At 54.5% G+C, this 18,732-nt stretch carries 19 protein-coding genes; 15 read left to right on the forward strand and 4 right to left on the reverse strand.

Translation table 11 applies throughout. The features are described from left to right. Positions 1-26: 26 nt before the first annotated feature. The 12 genes from rlmN (at position 27) to glmM (ending at position 9,933) form a co-directional block, all read left to right on the forward strand. Positions 27-1,277: a 23S rRNA (adenine(2503)-C(2))-methyltransferase RlmN gene (gene rlmN / locus HMPREF2756_RS05670; RefSeq protein WP_070619180.1), complete on the forward strand. Its 1,251-nt coding sequence runs from the start codon at positions 27-29 to the stop codon at positions 1,275-1,277. A 187-nt stretch (positions 1,278-1,464) separates the two neighbouring features. Further along, positions 1,465-1,686, forward strand: coding sequence for a translation initiation factor IF-1 (gene infA / locus HMPREF2756_RS05675; RefSeq protein ID WP_004005258.1), 222 nt, complete (start codon positions 1,465-1,467; stop codon positions 1,684-1,686). A gap of 126 nt (positions 1,687-1,812) precedes the next feature. Further along, the gene (rpmJ, locus tag HMPREF2756_RS05680) at positions 1,813-1,926 is read left to right on the forward strand and encodes a 50S ribosomal protein L36 (RefSeq protein WP_004005257.1); all 114 of its coding nucleotides are present in this window, start codon (positions 1,813-1,815) and stop codon (positions 1,924-1,926) included. 173 nt (positions 1,927-2,099) lie between these two features. Continuing rightward, the gene (rpsM, locus tag HMPREF2756_RS05685; protein WP_070619193.1) at positions 2,100-2,468 is read left to right on the forward strand and encodes a 30S ribosomal protein S13; all 369 of its coding nucleotides are present in this window, start codon (positions 2,100-2,102) and stop codon (positions 2,466-2,468) included. Between the two features lie 68 nt (positions 2,469-2,536). After that, positions 2,537-2,941 carry a 30S ribosomal protein S11 gene (gene rpsK / locus HMPREF2756_RS05690; protein ID WP_004005255.1) on the forward strand — a complete coding sequence of 135 codons (405 nt, stop codon included), beginning with the start codon at positions 2,537-2,539 and terminating at the stop codon, positions 2,939-2,941. A gap of 137 nt (positions 2,942-3,078) precedes the next feature. Further along, positions 3,079-4,071, forward strand: a complete 993-nt coding sequence (locus HMPREF2756_RS05695) for a DNA-directed RNA polymerase subunit alpha (protein WP_013397604.1) — start codon at positions 3,079-3,081, stop codon at positions 4,069-4,071. 100 nt (positions 4,072-4,171) lie between these two features. Beyond that, positions 4,172-4,891 carry a 50S ribosomal protein L17, sunset domain variant gene (rplQ, locus tag HMPREF2756_RS05700; protein WP_070619196.1) on the forward strand — a complete coding sequence of 240 codons (720 nt, stop codon included), beginning with the start codon at positions 4,172-4,174 and terminating at the stop codon, positions 4,889-4,891. A gap of 136 nt (positions 4,892-5,027) precedes the next feature. Then, complete coding sequence (gene truA, locus HMPREF2756_RS05705) at positions 5,028-6,062, forward strand: tRNA pseudouridine(38-40) synthase TruA (protein ID WP_070619199.1); 1,035 nt, start codon at positions 5,028-5,030, stop codon at positions 6,060-6,062. 210 nt (positions 6,063-6,272) lie between these two features. After that, the gene (gene rplM, locus HMPREF2756_RS05710; protein ID WP_004005251.1) at positions 6,273-6,716 is read left to right on the forward strand and encodes a 50S ribosomal protein L13; all 444 of its coding nucleotides are present in this window, start codon (positions 6,273-6,275) and stop codon (positions 6,714-6,716) included. Positions 6,717-6,749: 33 nt separating this feature from the next. After that, complete coding sequence (gene rpsI / locus HMPREF2756_RS05715; protein ID WP_004005250.1) at positions 6,750-7,247, forward strand: 30S ribosomal protein S9; 498 nt, start codon at positions 6,750-6,752, stop codon at positions 7,245-7,247. A 170-nt stretch (positions 7,248-7,417) separates the two neighbouring features. After that, positions 7,418-8,473: a polyphosphate kinase 2 gene (gene ppk2, locus HMPREF2756_RS05720; RefSeq protein ID WP_004005249.1), complete on the forward strand. Its 1,056-nt coding sequence runs from the start codon at positions 7,418-7,420 to the stop codon at positions 8,471-8,473. Positions 8,474-8,574: 101 nt separating this feature from the next. After that, complete coding sequence (gene glmM, locus HMPREF2756_RS05725; RefSeq protein WP_070449024.1) at positions 8,575-9,933, forward strand: phosphoglucosamine mutase; 1,359 nt, start codon at positions 8,575-8,577, stop codon at positions 9,931-9,933. Positions 9,934-10,141: 208 nt separating this feature from the next. On the opposite strand, the gene mscL is transcribed toward glmM, so the two are convergent. The 3 genes from mscL to coaA all read right to left on the reverse strand — a co-directional run bounded on the left by mscL (position 10,142) and on the right by coaA (position 12,712). Further along, positions 10,142-10,507, reverse strand: coding sequence for a large conductance mechanosensitive channel protein MscL (gene mscL, locus HMPREF2756_RS05730; RefSeq protein ID WP_070619202.1), 366 nt, complete (start codon positions 10,505-10,507; stop codon positions 10,142-10,144). Positions 10,508-10,710: 203 nt separating this feature from the next. Then, positions 10,711-11,700, reverse strand: a complete 990-nt coding sequence (locus HMPREF2756_RS11490) for a D-alanyl-D-alanine carboxypeptidase family protein (RefSeq protein ID WP_246825858.1) — start codon at positions 11,698-11,700, stop codon at positions 10,711-10,713. A 55-nt stretch (positions 11,701-11,755) separates the two neighbouring features. After that, complete coding sequence (gene coaA / locus HMPREF2756_RS05745; protein ID WP_070619208.1) at positions 11,756-12,712, reverse strand: type I pantothenate kinase; 957 nt, start codon at positions 12,710-12,712, stop codon at positions 11,756-11,758. A gap of 185 nt (positions 12,713-12,897) precedes the next feature. Here coaA and glmS point away from each other — a divergent pair, with 185 nt between their 5' ends. The 3 genes from glmS to HMPREF2756_RS05760 all read left to right on the forward strand — a co-directional run bounded on the left by glmS (position 12,898) and on the right by HMPREF2756_RS05760 (position 17,058). Further along, positions 12,898-14,781 carry a glutamine--fructose-6-phosphate transaminase (isomerizing) gene (glmS, locus tag HMPREF2756_RS05750; protein WP_070619211.1) on the forward strand — a complete coding sequence of 628 codons (1,884 nt, stop codon included), beginning with the start codon at positions 12,898-12,900 and terminating at the stop codon, positions 14,779-14,781. Between the two features lie 200 nt (positions 14,782-14,981). Continuing rightward, positions 14,982-15,416 (forward strand): holo-ACP synthase, encoded by a 435-nt coding sequence (locus tag HMPREF2756_RS05755; RefSeq protein WP_048751175.1) that lies wholly within the window; start codon positions 14,982-14,984, stop codon positions 15,414-15,416. A 40-nt stretch (positions 15,417-15,456) separates the two neighbouring features. Then, complete coding sequence (locus HMPREF2756_RS05760; RefSeq protein ID WP_070619214.1) at positions 15,457-17,058, forward strand: bifunctional ADP-dependent NAD(P)H-hydrate dehydratase/NAD(P)H-hydrate epimerase; 1,602 nt, start codon at positions 15,457-15,459, stop codon at positions 17,056-17,058. Positions 17,059-17,157: 99 nt separating this feature from the next. On the opposite strand, the gene HMPREF2756_RS05765 is transcribed toward HMPREF2756_RS05760, so the two are convergent. Beyond that, positions 17,158-18,666, reverse strand: a complete 1,509-nt coding sequence (locus HMPREF2756_RS05765; RefSeq protein ID WP_070619218.1) for a sugar transferase — start codon at positions 18,664-18,666, stop codon at positions 17,158-17,160. Positions 18,667-18,732 lie beyond the last annotated feature (66 nt).

Here is an 18,732-nt window from a genome sequence, read left to right on the forward strand (position 1 = left end):
GCATCTATAACGCCCGAAGGAAAACTATGAGCGAAACTCTGACAGGCTGCGCCGCAGCTTCAACCGATTCCACGTCGCGCTCCACCAAAGTACCCGTGGAGATTTCAAGCGTGCGCCCTGAACCGGGAAAAATTGCGCTCAAAGCACCCCGGCGAACAAAACCGCCCAAGCATATTGCCGATTTTGATATGGCAGGGCGCCGTGAATTCCTCAAGGAACTGGGATATCAGCCCTTCCGTGCATCGCAGCTCTCAAAGCACTATTTCGAACGACTGGTTAACGATCCGGCGCAGATGACAGACCTGCCTGCTCAGGATCGTGACGAGATAGTATCCCGTGCAATGCCGCAGCTGCTAACTCCCGTGCGAACCCTAGAAGCTGACGGCGGGGATACCCTCAAAGTCGTACATCGTCTTTTCGATGGGGCGCTTATTGAATCGGTCATTATGCGGTATGACAACCGCGTCACCATGTGTATTTCCTCGCAGGCTGGATGCGGTATGAACTGCCCCTTTTGTGCCACCGGGCAGCAGGGGCTCACCCGCAATCTCTCGACCGCAGAAATCGTGGATCAAGTAGTTGCTGGGGCACGATATCTGAAACAGATGAAGGGTCTTGACAAGGCCGATGGAGGGTCGGAAGATACCCGCCCGCTACGCGTCTCCAATATTGTATTTATGGGAATGGGCGAGGCGCTCGCAAACTATAAATCAACGATGGGCGCGGTGCACCGTCTGATCGATCCCGCTCCCGAGGGACTGGGTATCTCCGCGCGCGGACTTACGATGTCTACCGTGGGTTTGGTGCCCGGTATCCGCAAGTTTGAGCTGGAGAAACTGCCGATTACGCTTGCCCTATCGCTGCACGCGCCGGATGATGAACTGCGCGATGAGCTTATTCCCATCAACCAGCGGTGGAAGGTTGATGAGACTCTGGATGCCGCATACGACTATTACCGCACGACCGGGCGGCGCATCTCAATTGAATATGCGCTTATTCGCGATATTAACGACCAGGGATGGCGCGCCGATTTGCTGGGGAAAAAGCTCGCGCAGCGCGGTCGCGGATGGGTGCATGTAAACCCTATTCCGTTGAATCCGACTCCTGGCTCAAAATGGACAGCATCGCGTAAGGGCGTGGAGCAGAATTTTGTGGAGCGTCTGCGGGCACACGGTATCCCAACGACAATTCGCGATACTCGCGGTTCTGATATTGATGGTGCATGTGGCCAGCTCGCTGCCAAAGAAGAAGAGTTAGGGGCGCCTCATACCGGATAATAGTCCTTATTCTGCAGTTGTTTAAAAGGCAACTATGTCGTATAGTTGATAGTTGGCTGTTTGTACCAGCGTTAAGTGCGCCCTTTTGCAGGTGTAAAACGCTCTTCACCAGTGTGTGAAGATATACAGCATCAGAAGATAGAACTGTTCAGAGCATAAACTCTGGGCACCGACGTTAGCGGAGGATATGGCAAAGAAAGACGGCGTCATCGAGATCGAGGGCTCTGTGATTGAGGCTTTGCCCAATGCGATGTTCCGTGTTGAGCTAGACAATGGTCACAAAGTTCTCGCGCACATCTCGGGTAAGATGCGTCAGCACTACATTCGAATCCTGCCTGAGGATCGCGTGGTAGTGGAACTGAGCCCCTACGACCTGTCCCGTGGTCGTATCGTCTACCGTTATAAGTAAAACCCGATCATTAAACGTCGCTTCGGCGGCGTTTAAGTCGTGTTCATAGGGATAAATAGTTTTTCTGGTTGCACAGTAAGAACCTCTTATCTCGCCAGTTATCAAGTTGCAATCAAAAGGAATGCGATGAAGGTCAAGCCGAGCGTTAAGCCGATCTGCGATAAGTGCAAAGTGATTCGCCGTCATGGCGTAGTCATGGTGATCTGCGAAAACCCGCGCCACAAACAGCGCCAGGGCTAAGCCCACGGTAGCTGCGTAACACCGCCTGCGGGCGGAATCGTCATAGGCACCGCTCCGCATTGTTTATCGAGTGATAAAGGATGCGGATACCTCCGGACTCAGAGGCCGGGGACCGGGCAAATACCCGGGCAGTGATGCTACAGACCTCTGGAAAACAACAAGGAGAAGCCAGTATGGCACGTCTCGCTGGAGTTGATATTCCCCGCGAAAAGCGCGTGGAAGTTGCTCTCACTTACATTTACGGCGTGGGCAAGACCCGTGCTCACGAAACCCTCGCTTCTACCGGCGTGAACCCTGACACCCGCGTCAAGGATCTCACCGACCAGGAGCTCGTGGCACTTCGTGACTTCATCGAAGGCAACTACAAGGTTGAAGGTGATCTTCGCCGCGAGGTTGCAGCCGATATTCGCCGCAAGGTTGAAATCGGCAGCTACCAGGGTCTGCGTCACCGTCGCGGCCTGCCGGTTCACGGTCAGCGCACCAAGACCAACGCACGCACCCGTAAGGGTCCGAAGCGTACCGTCGCAGGTAAGAAGAAGTAAGCAACGTTGCTCTGTCGAACTATCAGTATCGACCAACGTATTAGAAAACCTTTGTAGGAGAATCAATAATGCCTCCCAAGACTCGCGCCGCGGCTGCTCGCAAGACCCGCCGCAAGGTCAGCAAGAACATCGTTGCTGGTCAGGCTCACATCAAGTCGACCTTCAACAACACTATCGTCTCCATTACCGATCCCACCGGTGCAGTAATCTCGTGGTCCTCTGCAGGTGATATGGGCTTCAAGGGCTCTCGTAAGTCCACCCCCTACGCCGCACAGCTGGCTGCTGAGACTGCCGCAAACCGTGCTAAGGAACACGGCGTCCGTAAGGTTGATGTTTTCGTAAAGGGCCCCGGTTCTGGCCGTGAGACCGCAATCCGCTCTCTGCAGGCAGCAGGCCTAGAGGTTGGTTCGATTCAGGACGTAACCCCCGTAGCTCACAACGGTTGCCGTCCGCCGAAGCGCCGCCGCGTCTAATTAGGCGACTGCCTAATCCCTCTGCGGCTGTCGTCTTCACAGATAACACCAAAGAGTCCAGACACCCGTCTGCTTCCTAAAATCTGTTTTCCCAAACTTGTGGGCTCATATAGCGGAGCTCACCGAAAGGAAACAAAGTGCTTATTGCACAGCGCCCCACTCTGACTGAAGAGGTCGTAGCGCCGAACCGTTCGCGCTTCACCATCGAGCCCCTTGAGCCGGGCTTTGGCTACACCATGGGTAACTCCCTCCGTCGCACCCTGCTGTCCTCCATTCCCGGCGCCGCTGTTACCAGCGTTCGTATCGACGGTGTTCTGCACGAGTTCAGTACTGTTCCCGGAGTCACCGAGGATGTCACCGAGATTATCTTGAACGTCAAGAAGCTCTCGATTTCTTCGGAAAATGACGAGCCCGTAGTTGCATACCTGCGTAAGCAGGGCGAGGGTGAACTTACTGCAGCCGACATTGAAGTACCTGCCGGTGTTGAGATTCACAACCCGGAACTGCACATCGCAACCCTCAATGCGAAGGCAAACTTCAATGCCGAACTGATTATTGAGCGCGGTCGCGGTTATGTGTCTGCAGCTCAGAACAAGACCGGTGATGCAGAGATCGGCCGTATTCCGGTTGATTCTATTTACTCCCCGGTTCTGAAGGTTACCTTCAGCGTTAACGCAACCCGTGTTGAACAGCGCACCGACTTCGACAGCCTGACTTTGGACGTCGAAACCAAGGAAGCCATTGCACCGCGCGATGCCGTCGCATCCGCAGGCAGCACCCTGGTTGAGCTCTTCGGACTTGCACGTGAGCTCAACGTTGCTGCCGAGGGTATCGAGGTTGGTCCGTCGCCTGCCGACGAGTCCATGGCTGCCGATTTGGCTCTGCCGATTGAGGACCTTAACATGTCCGTTCGATCCTACAACTGCCTTAAGCGCGAGGGCATCCACACCGTGGGCGAGCTCGTGACTCGTAGCGAGGCGGATCTGATGGATATTCGTAACTTCGGTGCTAAATCCATTGATGAGGTCAAGGCTAAGCTGCATGAGCTTGGTCTGGCTCTCAAGGATTCCCCTCCGGGCTTTGAACCCGTTGCTCGTGCATACGATGACGAAGACGGTTCCGGCGAATAAATTTCGATCGAATAGTTCACCCGGTTGTTCCGGGATCAGTAAACGTGGTTCCTAAGTCCCGTTGTTGGGGCGGTGGAACGTAAATCATGGAGAAATAACTATGCCTACTCCCACTAAGGGTCCCCGCCTCGGCGGTTCCCCGACCCATGAGCGCCTAATGCTCAATAACCTGTCGGCGCAGCTCTTCCAGCACAAGCGCATCACCACCACCTTGACTAAGGCAAAGCGTATGCGCCCGGTGGCTGAACGTTTCATCACCTTCGGTAAGAAGGGCGATTTGGCGGCTCGCCGTCGCGTGCTGCGATCCATTACCGACAAGTCCGTAGTACACGAGCTTTTTACTGTAATCGCACCGGCAATGGCCGAGCGTCCCGGTGGCTACACTCGCATCACCAAGATCGGTAACCGTAAGGGCGATAACGCACCTATGGCTGTTATCGAACTCGTGATGGAGCCTGTAGAAACTAAGGGTGCTGTTGCAGAAGCTACCAAGGTTACTGAGAAGGCTGCCGAAGCTCCCAAGGCTGAAGCAAAGAAGGCAAAAGCTGAAAAGGCTGAACCTAAGGAAGAAGCTAAGCCAGCTAAGTCTGAAGGCACCGAGGGTCTGCCCGCAGGTGCACACGCTCCGTTAGAATCTGGTGAGGCTCCCGAAGGATTCGAGGTCAAGGGTAACGCTGACTCGATGAAGTACCACGTGCCTGGCTCCCGCTGGTATGCAAACACCATCGCCGAAATCTGGTTTGACTCCGCTGAGTCGGCTGAGGCGGCAGGTTACGCACCCGCCGGTGGTGCAGCAGCTCAGAAGGTTTCTGCTAAGTAAGCACAGCTAACGCGCGTTAGTGTATCGTCAAAATCCGTCGCCTAGGTTCATAGGCGACGGATTTTGCGTGTTTCAGACGTACATTCTTGGGCAAATTCACCAGGTATTGTTGAAGGGCGAAAGGGGGAAAGCTACTGTGTCTGATCAGTTACAAGAACCTGGTCCTCAGGCATCACAGATCAACCTGGACTCACAGCCATCATCTGGCGATGGGGACGTGCTGGGCACGCAGCGGGTACGTATCGACTGCGCCTATGACGGCACGTGGTTTAGCGGGTGGGCAAGGCAGCCTAATCTGGTAACTGTGCAGGGTGTATTAGAGGATGCGCTGGAGCTGGTGCTTCGCGCGCATCACCGAGTGACGGTCGCCGGCCGTACTGATGCCGGAGTACATGCACAGGCGCAAACTATTCACCTTGATATTGCCGCCGAAACCTGGCAGAAACTTACCGGGCGTGACGGGCTGGCAGATCCAGCTGAGTCGCTCAAGCGTAAGGTTTCTGGTGCCCTGAAACGAACCCTGGCGCAGGCAGAACATACGCTAGGAATCCCTGAGCGTATGCGCGGGCTTCTTCAAGGATCTCTTGTGCTTCACCAGGTACAGCCCGTGCCGCAGGACTTTGATGCGCGGTTTTCAGCGACCGGCAGGCGGTATACGTACCGCATCCTGGATGGACAGGGGAGTAGCCCCGATCCGCTGCGCCGCGCGTATGCCTGGTGCATTCCCGAAAGCCTAGACCTTGAAGATCTTAACAAGGCTGCTCATGAACTTACGGGGCTAAATGATTTTCTCTCGTTCTGTAAGCCGCGTGAGGGAGCTACGACGATTCGTGAACTCCGCCGTATATACCTAACACGCCATGATGACGGAGTTATTGAAGCGACAGTTGAGGCAGACGCTTTTTGTCACCATATGGTGCGCTCGCTTATAGGGGCACTAGTTCTCTACGGCACCGGAAAACGGACCCAAGCATGGCTGCGGGAACGCCTAGAAACCCCGCAGCGGGATGCCTCACTCATTATGGCACCCCCGCATGGATTAGCTCTTGCACACATTGATTATCCAGCGCCTGAAGAGTACGGTCTGCAGGCACGAGCTACTCGGGCAATGCGGCAGAGCAACATTTTTAACGGGGAATCCGCGCCATTTAAGGGTTTTGGTGTGGATTAAGCACCTAAATTGCTGTATAGTTTTGCTAGTTGTGCGTGTTCTGCCCGAGCACGCTCTCGGCACTGTCTAGTTGCAGGACGTTAAGGTGTCGCAGAGTACGGGTCAGAACGGGCGAGCATTCGGTCCTCACCCGGATTCGTCATGCACGTAGTAATAGGCGTGATACCCAACTAAGCGCCGAATGTACATTTCGAGACAAAGGCCAATATTTTGCGCACTTATACTCCTAAGCCCGGCGAAGTTGAGCGCCAGTGGCACATCATTGATGCCACCGATGTGGTGCTCGGTCGCCTCGCAAGCCAGACCGCTATCCTGCTGCGCGGTAAGCACAAGCCGACTTTTACCCCTAACGTGGACACCGGCGATTTCGTGATCATCGTGAACGCCGAAAAGGTCGCTCTGACCGGTGCAAAGCTTGAGCAGAAGCGTGCATACCGTCACTCGGGTTACCCTGGCGGTTTGAAGTCCGTCAATTATGCAGAGCTTCTTGAAACCAACCCTGTTCGTGCAGTTGAGAAGGCTGTGAAGGGTATGCTGCCCAAGAACAAGCTAGCTGCACAGCAGATCAAGAAGCTGAAGGTCTACGCTGGTCCCGAGCACCCGCACGCGGCACAGCAGCCCAAGACCTACGAATTCAACCAGGTCGCCCAGTAATTCGGGCCTACGAAGAAACTATTAGGAGAAATCGTGGCTCAGAACGAAGAGCAGATCGTAGTCGAGGAAGAGCTCACTAGCTACACCTCGGAATCCGCAGCCCCCGTCGCGGCGGCTGCACAGACAAGCCGTCCGGCACTGACTGTTGCAGGTGCTGCAGTCGGTCGTCGTAAGGAAGCAGTGGCACGTGTTCGCGTGGTTCCCGGTTCCGGTAACTGGACCATTAACGGCCGTAGCCTGGATAGCTACTTCCCCAATAAATTGCATCAGCAGGATGTGAACCAGCCGTTCAAGATCCTGGAACTTGAAGGTGCTTACGATGTGATTGCACGCATCAGCGGTGGTGGTCCCTCCGGTCAGGCAGGCGCGCTGCGCCTCGGTATCGCTCGTGCCCTCAACGAGATTGATCGTGAGAACAATCGTCCCGCGCTGAAGAAGGCAGGCTTCTTGACTCGCGACGCACGTGTTATCGAGCGTAAGAAGGCCGGTCTCAAGAAAGCACGCAAGGCTTCGCAGTTCTCCAAGCGTTAATCGCTGGTTCTGCTGCACAAAGCCCCCGCACTTCCCAAAGAAGCGTGGGGGGCTTTGTGCATTATAAGGGGTTTACCTGCATAAGGTTGCGATAACTGTTACATTTGTCACTCATTCTCACTCTCGGTACAGTTAAAGTGTCAAAGCAGACACGAACGGAAAGAGAATTCATGACAGAAAAGAACCTTCAGCCCGCAACGGAGCAGGTCGAGAGCACCGTACCCGAGACCGCTCCTCAGTCTTCCGATGTTGCAGATCCAGCCGTATCAGAGAAAAAGCACGCGATTAAAGAAGCTCTTAAACCTCAAGTTCGTCGCACCTCGGTGGTTGAAGACTATGCGGCAGAACTGGATGAAATGGCATCTCTCACCCATGCTCTGAGCGGAAATAAGAAAAGCTCAAGGAGCGATGCCTGGAAGATTGGCTACCCCTACGATGAAAAACTCGGTCGTAAAGCATACGAAAAAGAAAAACGCGCATTGCAGATTGAGCTTCTGAAGCTCCAGCTATGGGCAAAATCGACCGGGCAGAAAATCCTCATTATTTTTGAGGGACGCGATGCTGCGGGTAAGGGTGGTTCCATCAAACGCTTTACGGAACACCTGAACCCCCGTGGGGCTCGCGTGGTGGCTCTTGAAAAGCCAACCGATATTGAACAGACTCAGTGGTATTTCCAGCGCTATATCAAGCACTTACCCTCTGGTGGCGAGATCGTCATGATGGACCGTTCCTGGTACAACCGCGCCGGGGTTGAGCGTGTGATGGGCTATTGCACGCAGGCCCAGTACTTCGAGTTTATGCGCGAAGTACCCGACCTAGAACGTATGCTCGTGAACTCGGGCATTAAGCTCATTAAGTTCTGGTTCTCAGTCACCAAGCAGGAACAGCTGGCACGCTTTACCTCACGACGCACCGATCCTGTTCGTCAGTGGAAACTATCACCTACCGATTTGGCGTCGCTCGATAAGTGGGATGATTACACTGCTGCGAAAGAAGCCATGTTCTTCTACACCCATACCGGCGATGCTCCGTGGACCGTTATCAAGTCAAATGATAAGAAGCGTGCTCGTCTGGAAGCCATGCGTTACGTACTCTCACAATTCGACTACACCTCAAAAGACCGTGAAGTCGTGGGAACTTGCGATCCTTTGATTGTACGTTCTGCAACGGATGTTTTTGAAGAAGAAGGCGGCAGTGACCCCGAAGGTTTCCCTGTCATCCAATAAATAAAACTTTTGGTTGGTTTATTCAATAAACCTGCTAAGAAAATAACTAAGAACCGCCTCTGCCTACCAAAGCGGGGGCGGTTCCGGCGTAAGATAGTAAGGTGACTGAACGACTTTTTGGAACTGATGGCGTGCGCGGCCTCGCGAATGAGATTATCACTCCGGCACTCGCTCTTGAGCTCGCGCAGGCAGCCGCCCTTGTACTTGGACACGAGCAGGTCGCCGAAGGCACCCGCCCCCGCGCCGTAATCGCTAACGATTCACGCGCATCCGCAGATTTTATTGTCTCTGCCATGAAAGCCGGGTTTACCAGCGCTGGTGTGGATGTGTTGGACGCGGGAATCGTCCCCACTCCGGCCGCCGCCTACTTAGTGGCTTACACGGATGCAGACTTTGGTGTGATGATCTCAGCATCGCATAACCCCGCCGCCGATAACGGCATTAAATTCTTGGCGCGTGGTGGACAAAAGCTTGAAGACGCCACCGAAGATGCCATTGAGCGCGTGTACCGGGAAAAGAACTTTAGATACCCTACCGGGGGTGAGGTCGGCTCTATCTGCGCCCTAGAGAACGGTACCGAGGCATACGTTAAGCACCTAGTTTCCACGCTAGAAGACGAGAAGCCTCTCGCAGGTCTTAAGGTTGTGCTGGACTGCGCAAATGGTGCGGCTTATGCAGCTTCTCCTGCGGCCTTCACCCGGCTAGGAGCCGAGGTTATCGCGCTTGCTGCTGAACCGAACGGCACCAATATCAACGATGGCGTAGGTTCTACGCATCCGCAGTCCCTTCAAGCTGCCGTCGTTGAACACGGCGCAACCTTGGGGATTGCACACGATGGTGACTCTGACCGATGTCAGGCAGTTGATGAGCAGGGGAACCTGGTAGACGGCGATCAGATTATGGCTATTCTTGCCTTGGCGGCGCATCGTGCTGGGCACCTGAGCCAGAACACTCTGGTGGCAACCGTGATGAGCAGCCTAGGGCTTGAACTCTATCTGCGTGAGCATGGCATTTCGCTGGTGCGCACCGCCGTGGGAGATCGTTATGTACTCGAAGAGATGCGTGAGCACGGGTATAACCTAGGCGGTGAGCAGTCCGGGCATGTGATTATGAGTGACTATGCGACCACGGGCGACGGTGTGCTCACCGGGATTCAGCTTGCCGCTGAGGTGGCGCGTAGCGGGGAGAAACTTTCTGTGCTAGCCTCACGGATGCAGCCCACCCCGCAGCGTTTGATTAACGTGAAGGGCGTAGATCGTGCCGGCGTTTCAACCAATGCTGCGCTGAATGCTGCTGTGGCCGATGCCGAGAAAGGGCTGGGGGAGAGCGGGCGTGTTCTTCTGCGTGCTTCTGGAACCGAACCGCTGGTACGCGTTATGGTTGAGGCCGCTACGCAGGAGCAGGCCGATTCTGTTGCTCAGCATCTTGCGGATGTGGTGGCGAAAGAACTGGCTCTCTAGTCTTACAAGCTTTCTAGAAAATTGATGCGTATCGTTGGCGAAATATTTCTATCTCGCCGACGATACGCATTTTGTTTATAGCGCAGGTCTAGCTCATATCGGCAGATTTATTCGAGTTGAAAAATACCGTGGGGCACATCCAAAATCGGATGCGCCCCACGGCTTTTGTTGAATGACTAGTTATGTTTGAATCGGAGTGATCCGTAGATTACTTCTTAGCGAGGGAATCGCGGATTTCCTTGAGAAGAGTAAGCTCAGTTTCTTCTATTTCTTCAACCCTGTTGCGGGTAACCCTTTCGTTGAGCTTTTGAACTGGAAGAACAACGGCGAAGTACACGGCAGCCGCAATAAGCAGGAAGTTTACGACAGCGGTCAGAAAGACACCGATTTTAATCTGACCGAAGACGAGGAAAGAATCAAAGTTCGGAAACTGGAAGAGCATGGAAATTGCGGGCATGAGCACCGACTGAACCAGTGCAGTCACAACTGCGGTGAACGCAGTACCCAGGATGATACCGACTGCAAGGTCGATAACGTTGCCACGAATCAAGAAATCTTTAAAACCTTTAAGCATGTAGCCAGGGTATCGTGTTTCCCAGCAAATTTTCAGGGAAAACCAACAAAAACCGTTCCAAATAAAGTGATTTTCTTCACTAGCACATCGTATATCAATCTTTAAAGGTTGATTTTAGATATTTGTTTCTGTGGTTTTAGAACCCTGTCTAAAGAACAGTTAGGGGTGTAAGCTGTTGATAAACCTATGAGAGGTAGCTGAGTCTACCCAAGATAATCCGGTGCCGCACCGGTGCCAAAAAACTCCTCCAAAGTCTTTGCTCCGGATGCTCGATACTCCTGAGTCAGACCAACACCTAAATAACGGTAATGCCAGGGTTCAAAGATATAGCCCGTCACATGCTGCTGGTTCTTCGGGAAACGCAGGATAAACCCGAAGTCGGGGGCGTTTTTCGCCAACCATTGACCCGCACGAGTATCTTGATAGCATTCTTGCAGCAGGCATCCTTCGGGGGAACCAAAATCGATAGCCAGTCCGGTCTGATGTTCCGAATATCCGGGCCGTGCAGAAAGTGTATCTGCGGTCTTCTGCCCATTAACTTGAACCCAATGCTGGTAGGTCTGTTTCTGTGCCGCGAAGGAACGATAAGCACTGCTGACCGTGAGGGTTACTCCATCCCGTGCTGCCGCATCCATCATGGACTGTGCCGCCGCAGCCGCCTCTGCACGTAGCTGCTGCCCATAAAACGGCACCAAATCCTGCGGGGTCCAATCTTGCGGTGAGAATGGGCGAGTTTTATTGACGATGCACCGTAACGATTCCGGATGCGATTCGACCGATGTGTGCTCAGCAGGTTTTTTGCTCTCGGGCGCGGAAGGTTCTTCTGTAGTGCCGCCTTCTGGTTGTGACTTCTGGTCTTTGGGCTGGGATGACTCTGAGGCCGTAATCTCTGGGGTAGCTTTTTCAGACGGTTTCGTCTCTGGGGTTTTCTCGTTTGCCGTCGGGGACGCACTAGGTTTTATCGTAGGGCTCGATGGGGTGGAACTCTTCGTAACCTTCGGGGTGGCGGTGGGTGAAGATGACACACTTGCCGGGGAAGTCGTGCCTGTCGCGCTTGGTGTAGTGGAAGCAGTAGCTGATGTATTCCCGCTAGTCTGAGGTTCCTGAGAGCCGCATGCAGACAAGACCCAAGACCCAGATGCTGCAGAGGCTGCAGTCAGCAGCGCTCGGCGTGAAAAAACTGATGTACCCATAGGGAACCTCCTTGGGAAACTGGTCTTTATTCTGGAATATGTCAACGGCAATGCGCTAATTTTTGCGCAAGAGAACCTGCGCCACCTTATGGTCGGAACCTTTCTGCAAGATCAGGTGCGCGCGAGCGCGAGTAGGAAGAACGTTCTGTACGAGGTTAGGCTCGTTGACGGTTTTCCAGATACCGGTGGCAAGCTCAATCGCTTGGGCATCGCTTAACTCAGCATAGCGCTTAAAGTAAGAATCCGGGTTCGTGAACGCGGAGGAGCGCAGGGTGAGGAACCGGTTAACGTACCATCGCTGAATATCTTTGGTATTTGCATCGACGTAGATGGAGAAATCAAAAAAGTCACTGAGCGTCAGGTCTGAGGTTTCGGGGCCTTCAGCGCCAGCAGGAGCGAGTACATTAAGTCCCTCAAGAATCAGCACATCAGGGGTCGTGACCTCAATCTGTTCATCGGGAAGAATGTCATAGTACAGATGCGAGTATTTGGGGGCTCTGACCACAGCGACTCCCGATTTTATATCGGAGACAAATTGCAGCAGTGCCCGCCTGTCGTATGATTCGGGAAAGCCTTTGCGGTGCATAATGCCGCGGCGTTGTAACTCAGCATTTGGGTACAGAAAACCGTCGGTGGTGACGAGCTGAACCTTTGGGGTTGAGGGCCAGCGCCTCAGGAGTGCCTGCAGCAGGCGTGCCGTCGTCGATTTGCCGACCGCTACGGACCCGGCTACACCGATAATAAAGGGAACTCGTCGGTGGGATGCCTGAAGGAAATCATTCGTCATGTGGTTGAGTGAGGATGCCGCATTGACGTACAGATTCAAAAGTCGGGAGATCGGCAAATAGATCTGACGTACCTCATCGAAGTCTACCGGTTCTCCTAAGCCGCGGAGCGCTTCGAGTTCCTCTTCGCTGAGGGGTACCGAAATTTCGGTCGCTAGCCGCGACCATCGTGAGCGTTCCAGTTCGACAAAACGCGAGCTGGCGGCAGAAAAATTTGAGGAGCTCATTCCCCTAAGTGTACGAAGTTTGCTCGTCAGATGCGAACAAGATGTGGCATCCTTTAGGTTGAGAATGCACAAAGGCTGGGGCTATACCTTGAAAGAAATGCCTTTTGACTAGGGGTTATTCTGCCCACAGGTGTAAAGGACGCCGGGTTAGCTGCCCTGAGGCGTGAATAAGATAAACTTGAGCTATGTGTGGAATTGTAGGATATGTAGGTCTGGACGCAGCTCCGGACGGTAATAAATTCGACCACGATGCATACAAAGTGGTCATTGAAGGTCTGCGCCGCCAGGAGTACCGCGGCTATGACTCGGCCGGTGTTGCGCTCGTATGCCCTGACGGCATCGAATTCCGCAAGAAGGCGGGCAAACTTATCAACCTAGAACATGAGGTTGAGGACGCGCCGCTCACCGAATCACAGATTGGTATTGGCCATACCCGTTGGGCTACCCACGGTGGTCCCACCGACAATAACGCGCATCCGCACGTAGTCGATCACGGTCGTCTAGCGGTTGTGCACAACGGTATTATTGAAAACTTTGCCGAGCTACGCGCCGAACTGCTCGCCGAAGGGGTCGAGTTTCAGTCTCAGACCGATACTGAGGTAGCTGCGGCACTTATTGCAAGTATCTACAACAAACTGGGTACTAAAGACCTGACCGAGGCAGTGCGTGAAGCATCAAACCGTATGGAAGGTGCTTTCACGATTCTTGCGGTTCACGCAGACCACCCCGACCGTGTGGTGGCAACCCGCCGCAACTCTCCGCTGGTAATTGGACTGGGAGAGAACGAGAATTTCTTAGGATCCGACGTTTCGGCGTTTATCGACCACACCAAAGAAGCCGTAGAGATGGGGCAGGACCAGATTGTCACCATCACCGGTACTGACTATTCCATTATTGATTTTGCAGGCAACCCCGCCGAAGGCAAACCCTTTCACATCGAATGGGACGCTGCAGCGGCAGAAAAGGGCGGCTACAACTCGTTCATGGAGAAGGAAATCCACGAACAGCCCACCGCCGTTGAGCAGACCCTCATGGGACGCATGGATGAAAAAGGCAACCTCGTTCTGGACGAGCTCAATATCGATGATTCCGTGCTGCGCTCGATCGATAAGATTATCGTGGTGGCCTGCGGTACCGCAGCATACGCGGGTCAGGTTGCGCGCTACGCTATCGAGCACTGGTGCCGTATCCCCACCGAGGTCGAGCTTGCCCACGAGTTCCGCTACCGCGACCCCATCGTGAACGAGAAGACCCTGATCGTGGCTCTCTCGCAGTCCGGCGAGACCATGGATACCCTCATGGCGGTGCGTCACGCCCGCGAGCAGGGCGCTAAGGTCATCTCCATCTGCAACACCCACGGTTCAACCCTGCCGCGTGAATCCGATGCGGCGCTGTACACCCACGCTGGTCCCGAGATTGCGGTCGCATCGACCAAGGCGTTTCTGGCGCAGATTACTGCAGCATATCTGCTGGGTCTGTATCTTGCGCAGCTTCGCGGCAACAAGTACAAGGATGAAATCTCTGCCATTCTCGGTGAGCTGCAGAAGATGCCCGCTAAGATCCAGAAGGTTATCGACAACGATACCCTCGTGAAGGAACTTGGTGCCGAGATGAAAGATACCTCTTCGGTGATCTTCCTAGGGCGCCACGTTGGGTTCCCTGTTGCCCTTGAAGGCGCGCTTAAACTCAAAGAGATCAGCTACATCCACGCCGAAGGCTTCGCCGCCGGCGAGCTGAAGCACGGTCCTATCGCCCTGATCGAAGAGGGTCAGCCCGTTATCATCATTGTGCCTTCCGCACACGGGCGTGAATCTCTGCATGGCAAGGTTGTTTCCAATATTCAGGAAGTGCGCGCCCGTGGGGCATTTACCATCGTGATCGCCGAAGAAGGAGACGAAGCCGTCAAGGACTACGCGGATCGTCTGATCACTGTTCCCGCTGCGCCTTCTCTGCTGCAGCCTCTGCTGGCCACCGTGCCGCTGCAGATTTTTGCGTGCGCACTTGCTGAGGCGAAAGGACTGGACGTTGACCAGCCCCGTAACCTCGCCAAGTCGGTGACCGTGGAGTAATCCTTATCCCGCATATGCGTTCGCGTGGGCGGTGTCGTTACCCTTCAGAGGACGGCACCGCCCACGCCTCGTTAACCCGCACCACAGTGCGAGGCCGAGGAAGTTTCATGATGCGTTAACATTGTTCGCCGTGCTGTCTTCCCTGTACCAACCTCGCTAAACTTAAAACAAAACTCGCATTTTGGCAGGAAAGGCGAAAAATGATTATCGGAATCGGCGTAGATACCGTCAACATTGAGCGCTTTGAACGAATCGTCACCGAAACACCCGCTTTTGTGCGCAGGGTATTCACACCGAATGAGCGCACTCGTAATATCCGTTCCCAAGCCGTACGTTTTGCCGCCAAAGAAGCGGTCGCCAAAGTCTTAGGGGCACCCGATGGACTCAACTGGCAAGATTGCGAAGTCGCCAGCAGCGAGAGCGGGCAACCATACCTGATTCTTACGGGAACGATCGCCGAACGCGCCCGTACCCTCGGCATCAACCGTCTGCACCTGAGCCTAACCCACGATGAACCTGTAGCCGTTGCCATCGCCACGGCGGAATATCTGAGCGCTACAGAGCTTGCCCATCTGAAAAGGTTCGATCCTGAAAGCTACAGTATGACGGTTCTCACCGAAGACCCCACCGACTAGCCCCTGCCGCATCGACGCGAGCATTTGATCAGGAGGAGTTATGAAGCTCGTCTACACGGGTACACAAATTCGCAACGCTGAACGTCCTTACCTTGAGGCACCGGACTACGACGGGTATTTGATGCAGCGCGCGGCGGATGCGCTCGCCGCCGAAGCTCACGATATGCTCGCTGATGCGGGGCAGCACAGCCAGTACACGCGCATCCTCTTACTGGTTGGGCCGGGGAATAACGGTGCGGATACAGTGTATGCAGGCACCCGGCTGCATCAGCAGGGGTACCGCATTGAGGCCGTTCTCTTCGACCCAACCGGTAATAACCTGGAGCTGCTCGCCCGCGAAAGCGGTGAAGGAACCCGCGTGCTTGACACTGCCCAAAGTCTGCGCGATATTGCCTCCTACTCCCTGATTATTGACGGTATTTTGGGAACCGGCGCGAAGGGAGCAGCACGTGGGGAAGCGGGGGAGTATCTGGCTAAACTCCGTGCCGTACAGCTGGACGGTAAATTACCCCCAGTGCTCGCCTGTGATGCCCCGACCGGGCTCGATAGCGAACGCGGCACCCTGCACGAACCCTCACTCGCGGCTGAGCGAACGGTCACGTTTATCGGACGTAAACTACCAGCAGGAACCCATATTGCAGAGCACTGCGGAACTATTAAACTCTACGATTTAGGGATTCCCGAAGCCCTCAAGGGACATAAGCCGATGCTGCGCGTTATGGAACGCGAAGACTATCGTGATCTGCTCGAAAAGCCTTCGGTATCCTCGTATAAGTACAATCGTGGTGTACTTGGTATGCTCACGGGAAGCCGCGATTACCCTGGTGCTGCCCTGATGAGTGTGCGTGCTGCCCTCAACACCGGGGTGGGGATGGTGCGTTTCAATGGGAAAGACGATACCTTGCGCACTCTCATGCTCGGGCAAAACCCGGAAACAGTGTGTTTTACAGGGCCTCCCGCCCACGAGCATGTGCACGCCTGGGCTGGCGGCAGCGGTACCGGTCCCGAAACCCTGGACCATAACAGGTACCTGCTCAATGCCCCTGAACCTGCAATTCTGGATGCTGGTGCAGTAGACCTTGCCGCAGATTATTTAATGGCGGGGCACAGTCTAGGCGAACATAAAATTCTGACTCCGCATGCGGGAGAATTGGAACGTTTTCTGCGGCGCATTCATGAGCATTCGCCGCAGCGTTGGGAAGAAATGCTTGACGGTGCTCTCGTGCCCAGCCGGGAAGATATTAACGCCGAGCCGTTCCGGTGGGTTCGTGCCGCATGCGAGCTCAGCGGCGCAACCGTGATGCTTAAGGGCTCGACGACGCTTATCGCCGCCCCCGTGGGTGCCACCTATAGCGTGCACGGGGCTACCGGGTGGCTTGCTACCGCCGGAAGCGGCGACACCCTCACCGGTATTCTGGGGGCTCTTTTGGCTCAATATATGGCGGCTGCGCAGGAACGTCATGAGCAGGTCGAGGGATGCACTTATGCAAGTCTTGCGGCACTGGCGGTTTACCTGCATAATCGTGCGGCGCTGGCATCGTTGGAGGGACGCAAAGGGCCGGTTCCTCCCAGCCGAGTGGCCGCGTATTTACCGCAGGCGATCGCGGAACTTCTTGATGAGAAAGCCGTTCTCGACGATTAAAACCTGAACGAGATACATAGTATGGTTGGGGCGTGACATGATGTCACGCCCCACCGCTGTATTGGACTATACCGACCTTGGCATAGTCGGGCACGAAAATTAGTAGGCGCCTTCCTTGGCGAAGACTGCTCGTACCGTGCGCAATAGGATAATAAAGTCGGTTGTCATAGACCAGTTTTCGACGTAGTACAGGTCAAGACGTACCGATTCATCCCAGGAGAGGTCGCTTCTGCCAGAGACCTGCCATAGTCCGGTAATCCCGGGTTTGACGAGCAGGCGGCGGTACATAATATCCTCATATAGGTCTACCTCTTCCGCCAGCGGGGGCCGAGGGCCCACCAGGGACATGTCGCCAATAAAAACATTCCAGAGCTGCGGCAGCTCATCAATGGAGAACTTGCGAATGAACCGACCTATAGGGGTAATGCGAGGGTCATTCGCCATCTTAAAGAGCACCCCGTTGCCTTCGTTCTGTTCCATAAGCTGGGCTTTGATCTCTTCGGCGTCGGTGCGCATCGACCGGAATTTGACCATGCGAAAAACATCGCCGTTCATTCCTACGCGCTCTTGGAAGAAGAGCGCTGGCCCGCCGTCGCGTCTGATAAGGATACCCACCACCAAGAAAACAGGGGAGAGCACGAAAAGCCCCAGTCCGGAGGCGAGCACATCCAGGGCGCGTTTTGCCAGTGCGGCAATACCCGTAATATGCGGGGTAGAAACATGCACAAGCGGTAGCCCGTTGAGTGGCTGAATATGCATGCGAGGCCCCGCAATATCGGTGGTCGCGGGAGCCATAATCAGGGCGATATGCGCATCCGCGAGACGCCAGCCGAGCATCCGCATCTGTTCCGGGGTCAGCTGATGTCCGTTCGAGATGGCGACCATCTGAATATTGTTTTCCTGCACGGCCTGCATAATATCGTCAGGGTTCGTGGAGTAACCCAGAATGGGCAGATCGACGTCTGCAATTGTGGTACCGGCGTAGATTCCCGGCAGGTAAAACGCAGCTGGTGAAAGCCCCGATGCGACGGCGCCGGAGAGGCTCTTATACAGATGTTTACCGGTGGGAACGTCGGAAATAATCATGACGCGGGTTAGTGAATACCCTTGCAAACGTTTTTGTACTAGTCTTTGGCGTAGTAGCCATCGCTCTATCATGATGAGTCCTAAACCCAACGGGTAGGCGATGAGCAGGTACATGCGAGTCAGGTCGATTTTGAGAAAGAACGCCACTATCACGAGTGTGCAGAAAAAGTAAGTGCTGCCGCGTGTGACCATACGGTATTCGTCGGTTCCCATTCCTAGAACGCGAATATTCCGTGAGCCGTTGACTTGCAGAGTCAGCCACCAGATTGTGATCATGCCGATATCGAGGAAGATATAGTCGATGGGTGCGACGGAAGGATCGAGCAGGTTAAGCGGCCAGACATTCACAGGTGGTAAATCCGCGTTTACGAAGCCGAAGCGAATAAAGTGCGCAGCAAAAATAGAGATGGCAATGGCAATCAAGTCGCCCAGGTAAAGAGATTTCAAAACCTGTGGATGCCACTCACGTTTGGCGACATATGTGGTGCCCCAAACTTTTTTGAGTCTTTCTTTTGCTTTCAATGAAGTTATCTTCCCCGGTCGTGGTGAGCGCGCATATCGGCGTATGCGCGGAATGCTCGAGTTTGA

Origin of the sequence: Rothia sp. HMSC067H10 (genome assembly GCF_001810635.1) — a bacterium.
GTDB classification, from domain to species: Bacteria; Actinomycetota; Actinomycetes; order Actinomycetales; family Micrococcaceae; genus Rothia; species Rothia dentocariosa.

Excerpts from the sequence above, each read along its gene's own strand:
- rpsK (WP_004005255.1), top strand. The coding sequence starts at position 2,537 with ATGCCTCCCAAGACTCGCGCCGCGGCTGCTCGCAAGACCCGCCGCAAG.
- infA (WP_004005258.1), top strand. The coding sequence starts at position 1,465 with ATGGCAAAGAAAGACGGCGTCATCGAGATCGAGGGCTCTGTGATTGAG.
- HMPREF2756_RS05755 (WP_048751175.1), top strand. The coding sequence starts at position 14,982 with ATGATTATCGGAATCGGCGTAGATACCGTCAACATTGAGCGCTTTGAA.
- rplQ (WP_070619196.1), top strand. The coding sequence starts at position 4,172 with ATGCCTACTCCCACTAAGGGTCCCCGCCTCGGCGGTTCCCCGACCCAT.
- HMPREF2756_RS11490 (WP_246825858.1), bottom strand. The coding sequence starts at position 11,700 with ATGGGTACATCAGTTTTTTCACGCCGAGCGCTGCTGACTGCAGCCTCT.
- coaA (WP_070619208.1), bottom strand. The coding sequence starts at position 12,712 with ATGAGCTCCTCAAATTTTTCTGCCGCCAGCTCGCGTTTTGTCGAACTG.
- ppk2 (WP_004005249.1), top strand. The coding sequence starts at position 7,418 with ATGACAGAAAAGAACCTTCAGCCCGCAACGGAGCAGGTCGAGAGCACC.
- rpmJ (WP_004005257.1), top strand. The coding sequence starts at position 1,813 with ATGAAGGTCAAGCCGAGCGTTAAGCCGATCTGCGATAAGTGCAAAGTG.
- HMPREF2756_RS05760 (WP_070619214.1), top strand. The coding sequence starts at position 15,457 with ATGAAGCTCGTCTACACGGGTACACAAATTCGCAACGCTGAACGTCCT.
- mscL (WP_070619202.1), bottom strand. The coding sequence starts at position 10,507 with ATGCTTAAAGGTTTTAAAGATTTCTTGATTCGTGGCAACGTTATCGAC.
- rpsM (WP_070619193.1), top strand. The coding sequence starts at position 2,100 with ATGGCACGTCTCGCTGGAGTTGATATTCCCCGCGAAAAGCGCGTGGAA.
- glmS (WP_070619211.1), top strand. The coding sequence starts at position 12,898 with ATGTGTGGAATTGTAGGATATGTAGGTCTGGACGCAGCTCCGGACGGT.
- rlmN (WP_070619180.1), top strand. The coding sequence starts at position 27 with ATGAGCGAAACTCTGACAGGCTGCGCCGCAGCTTCAACCGATTCCACG.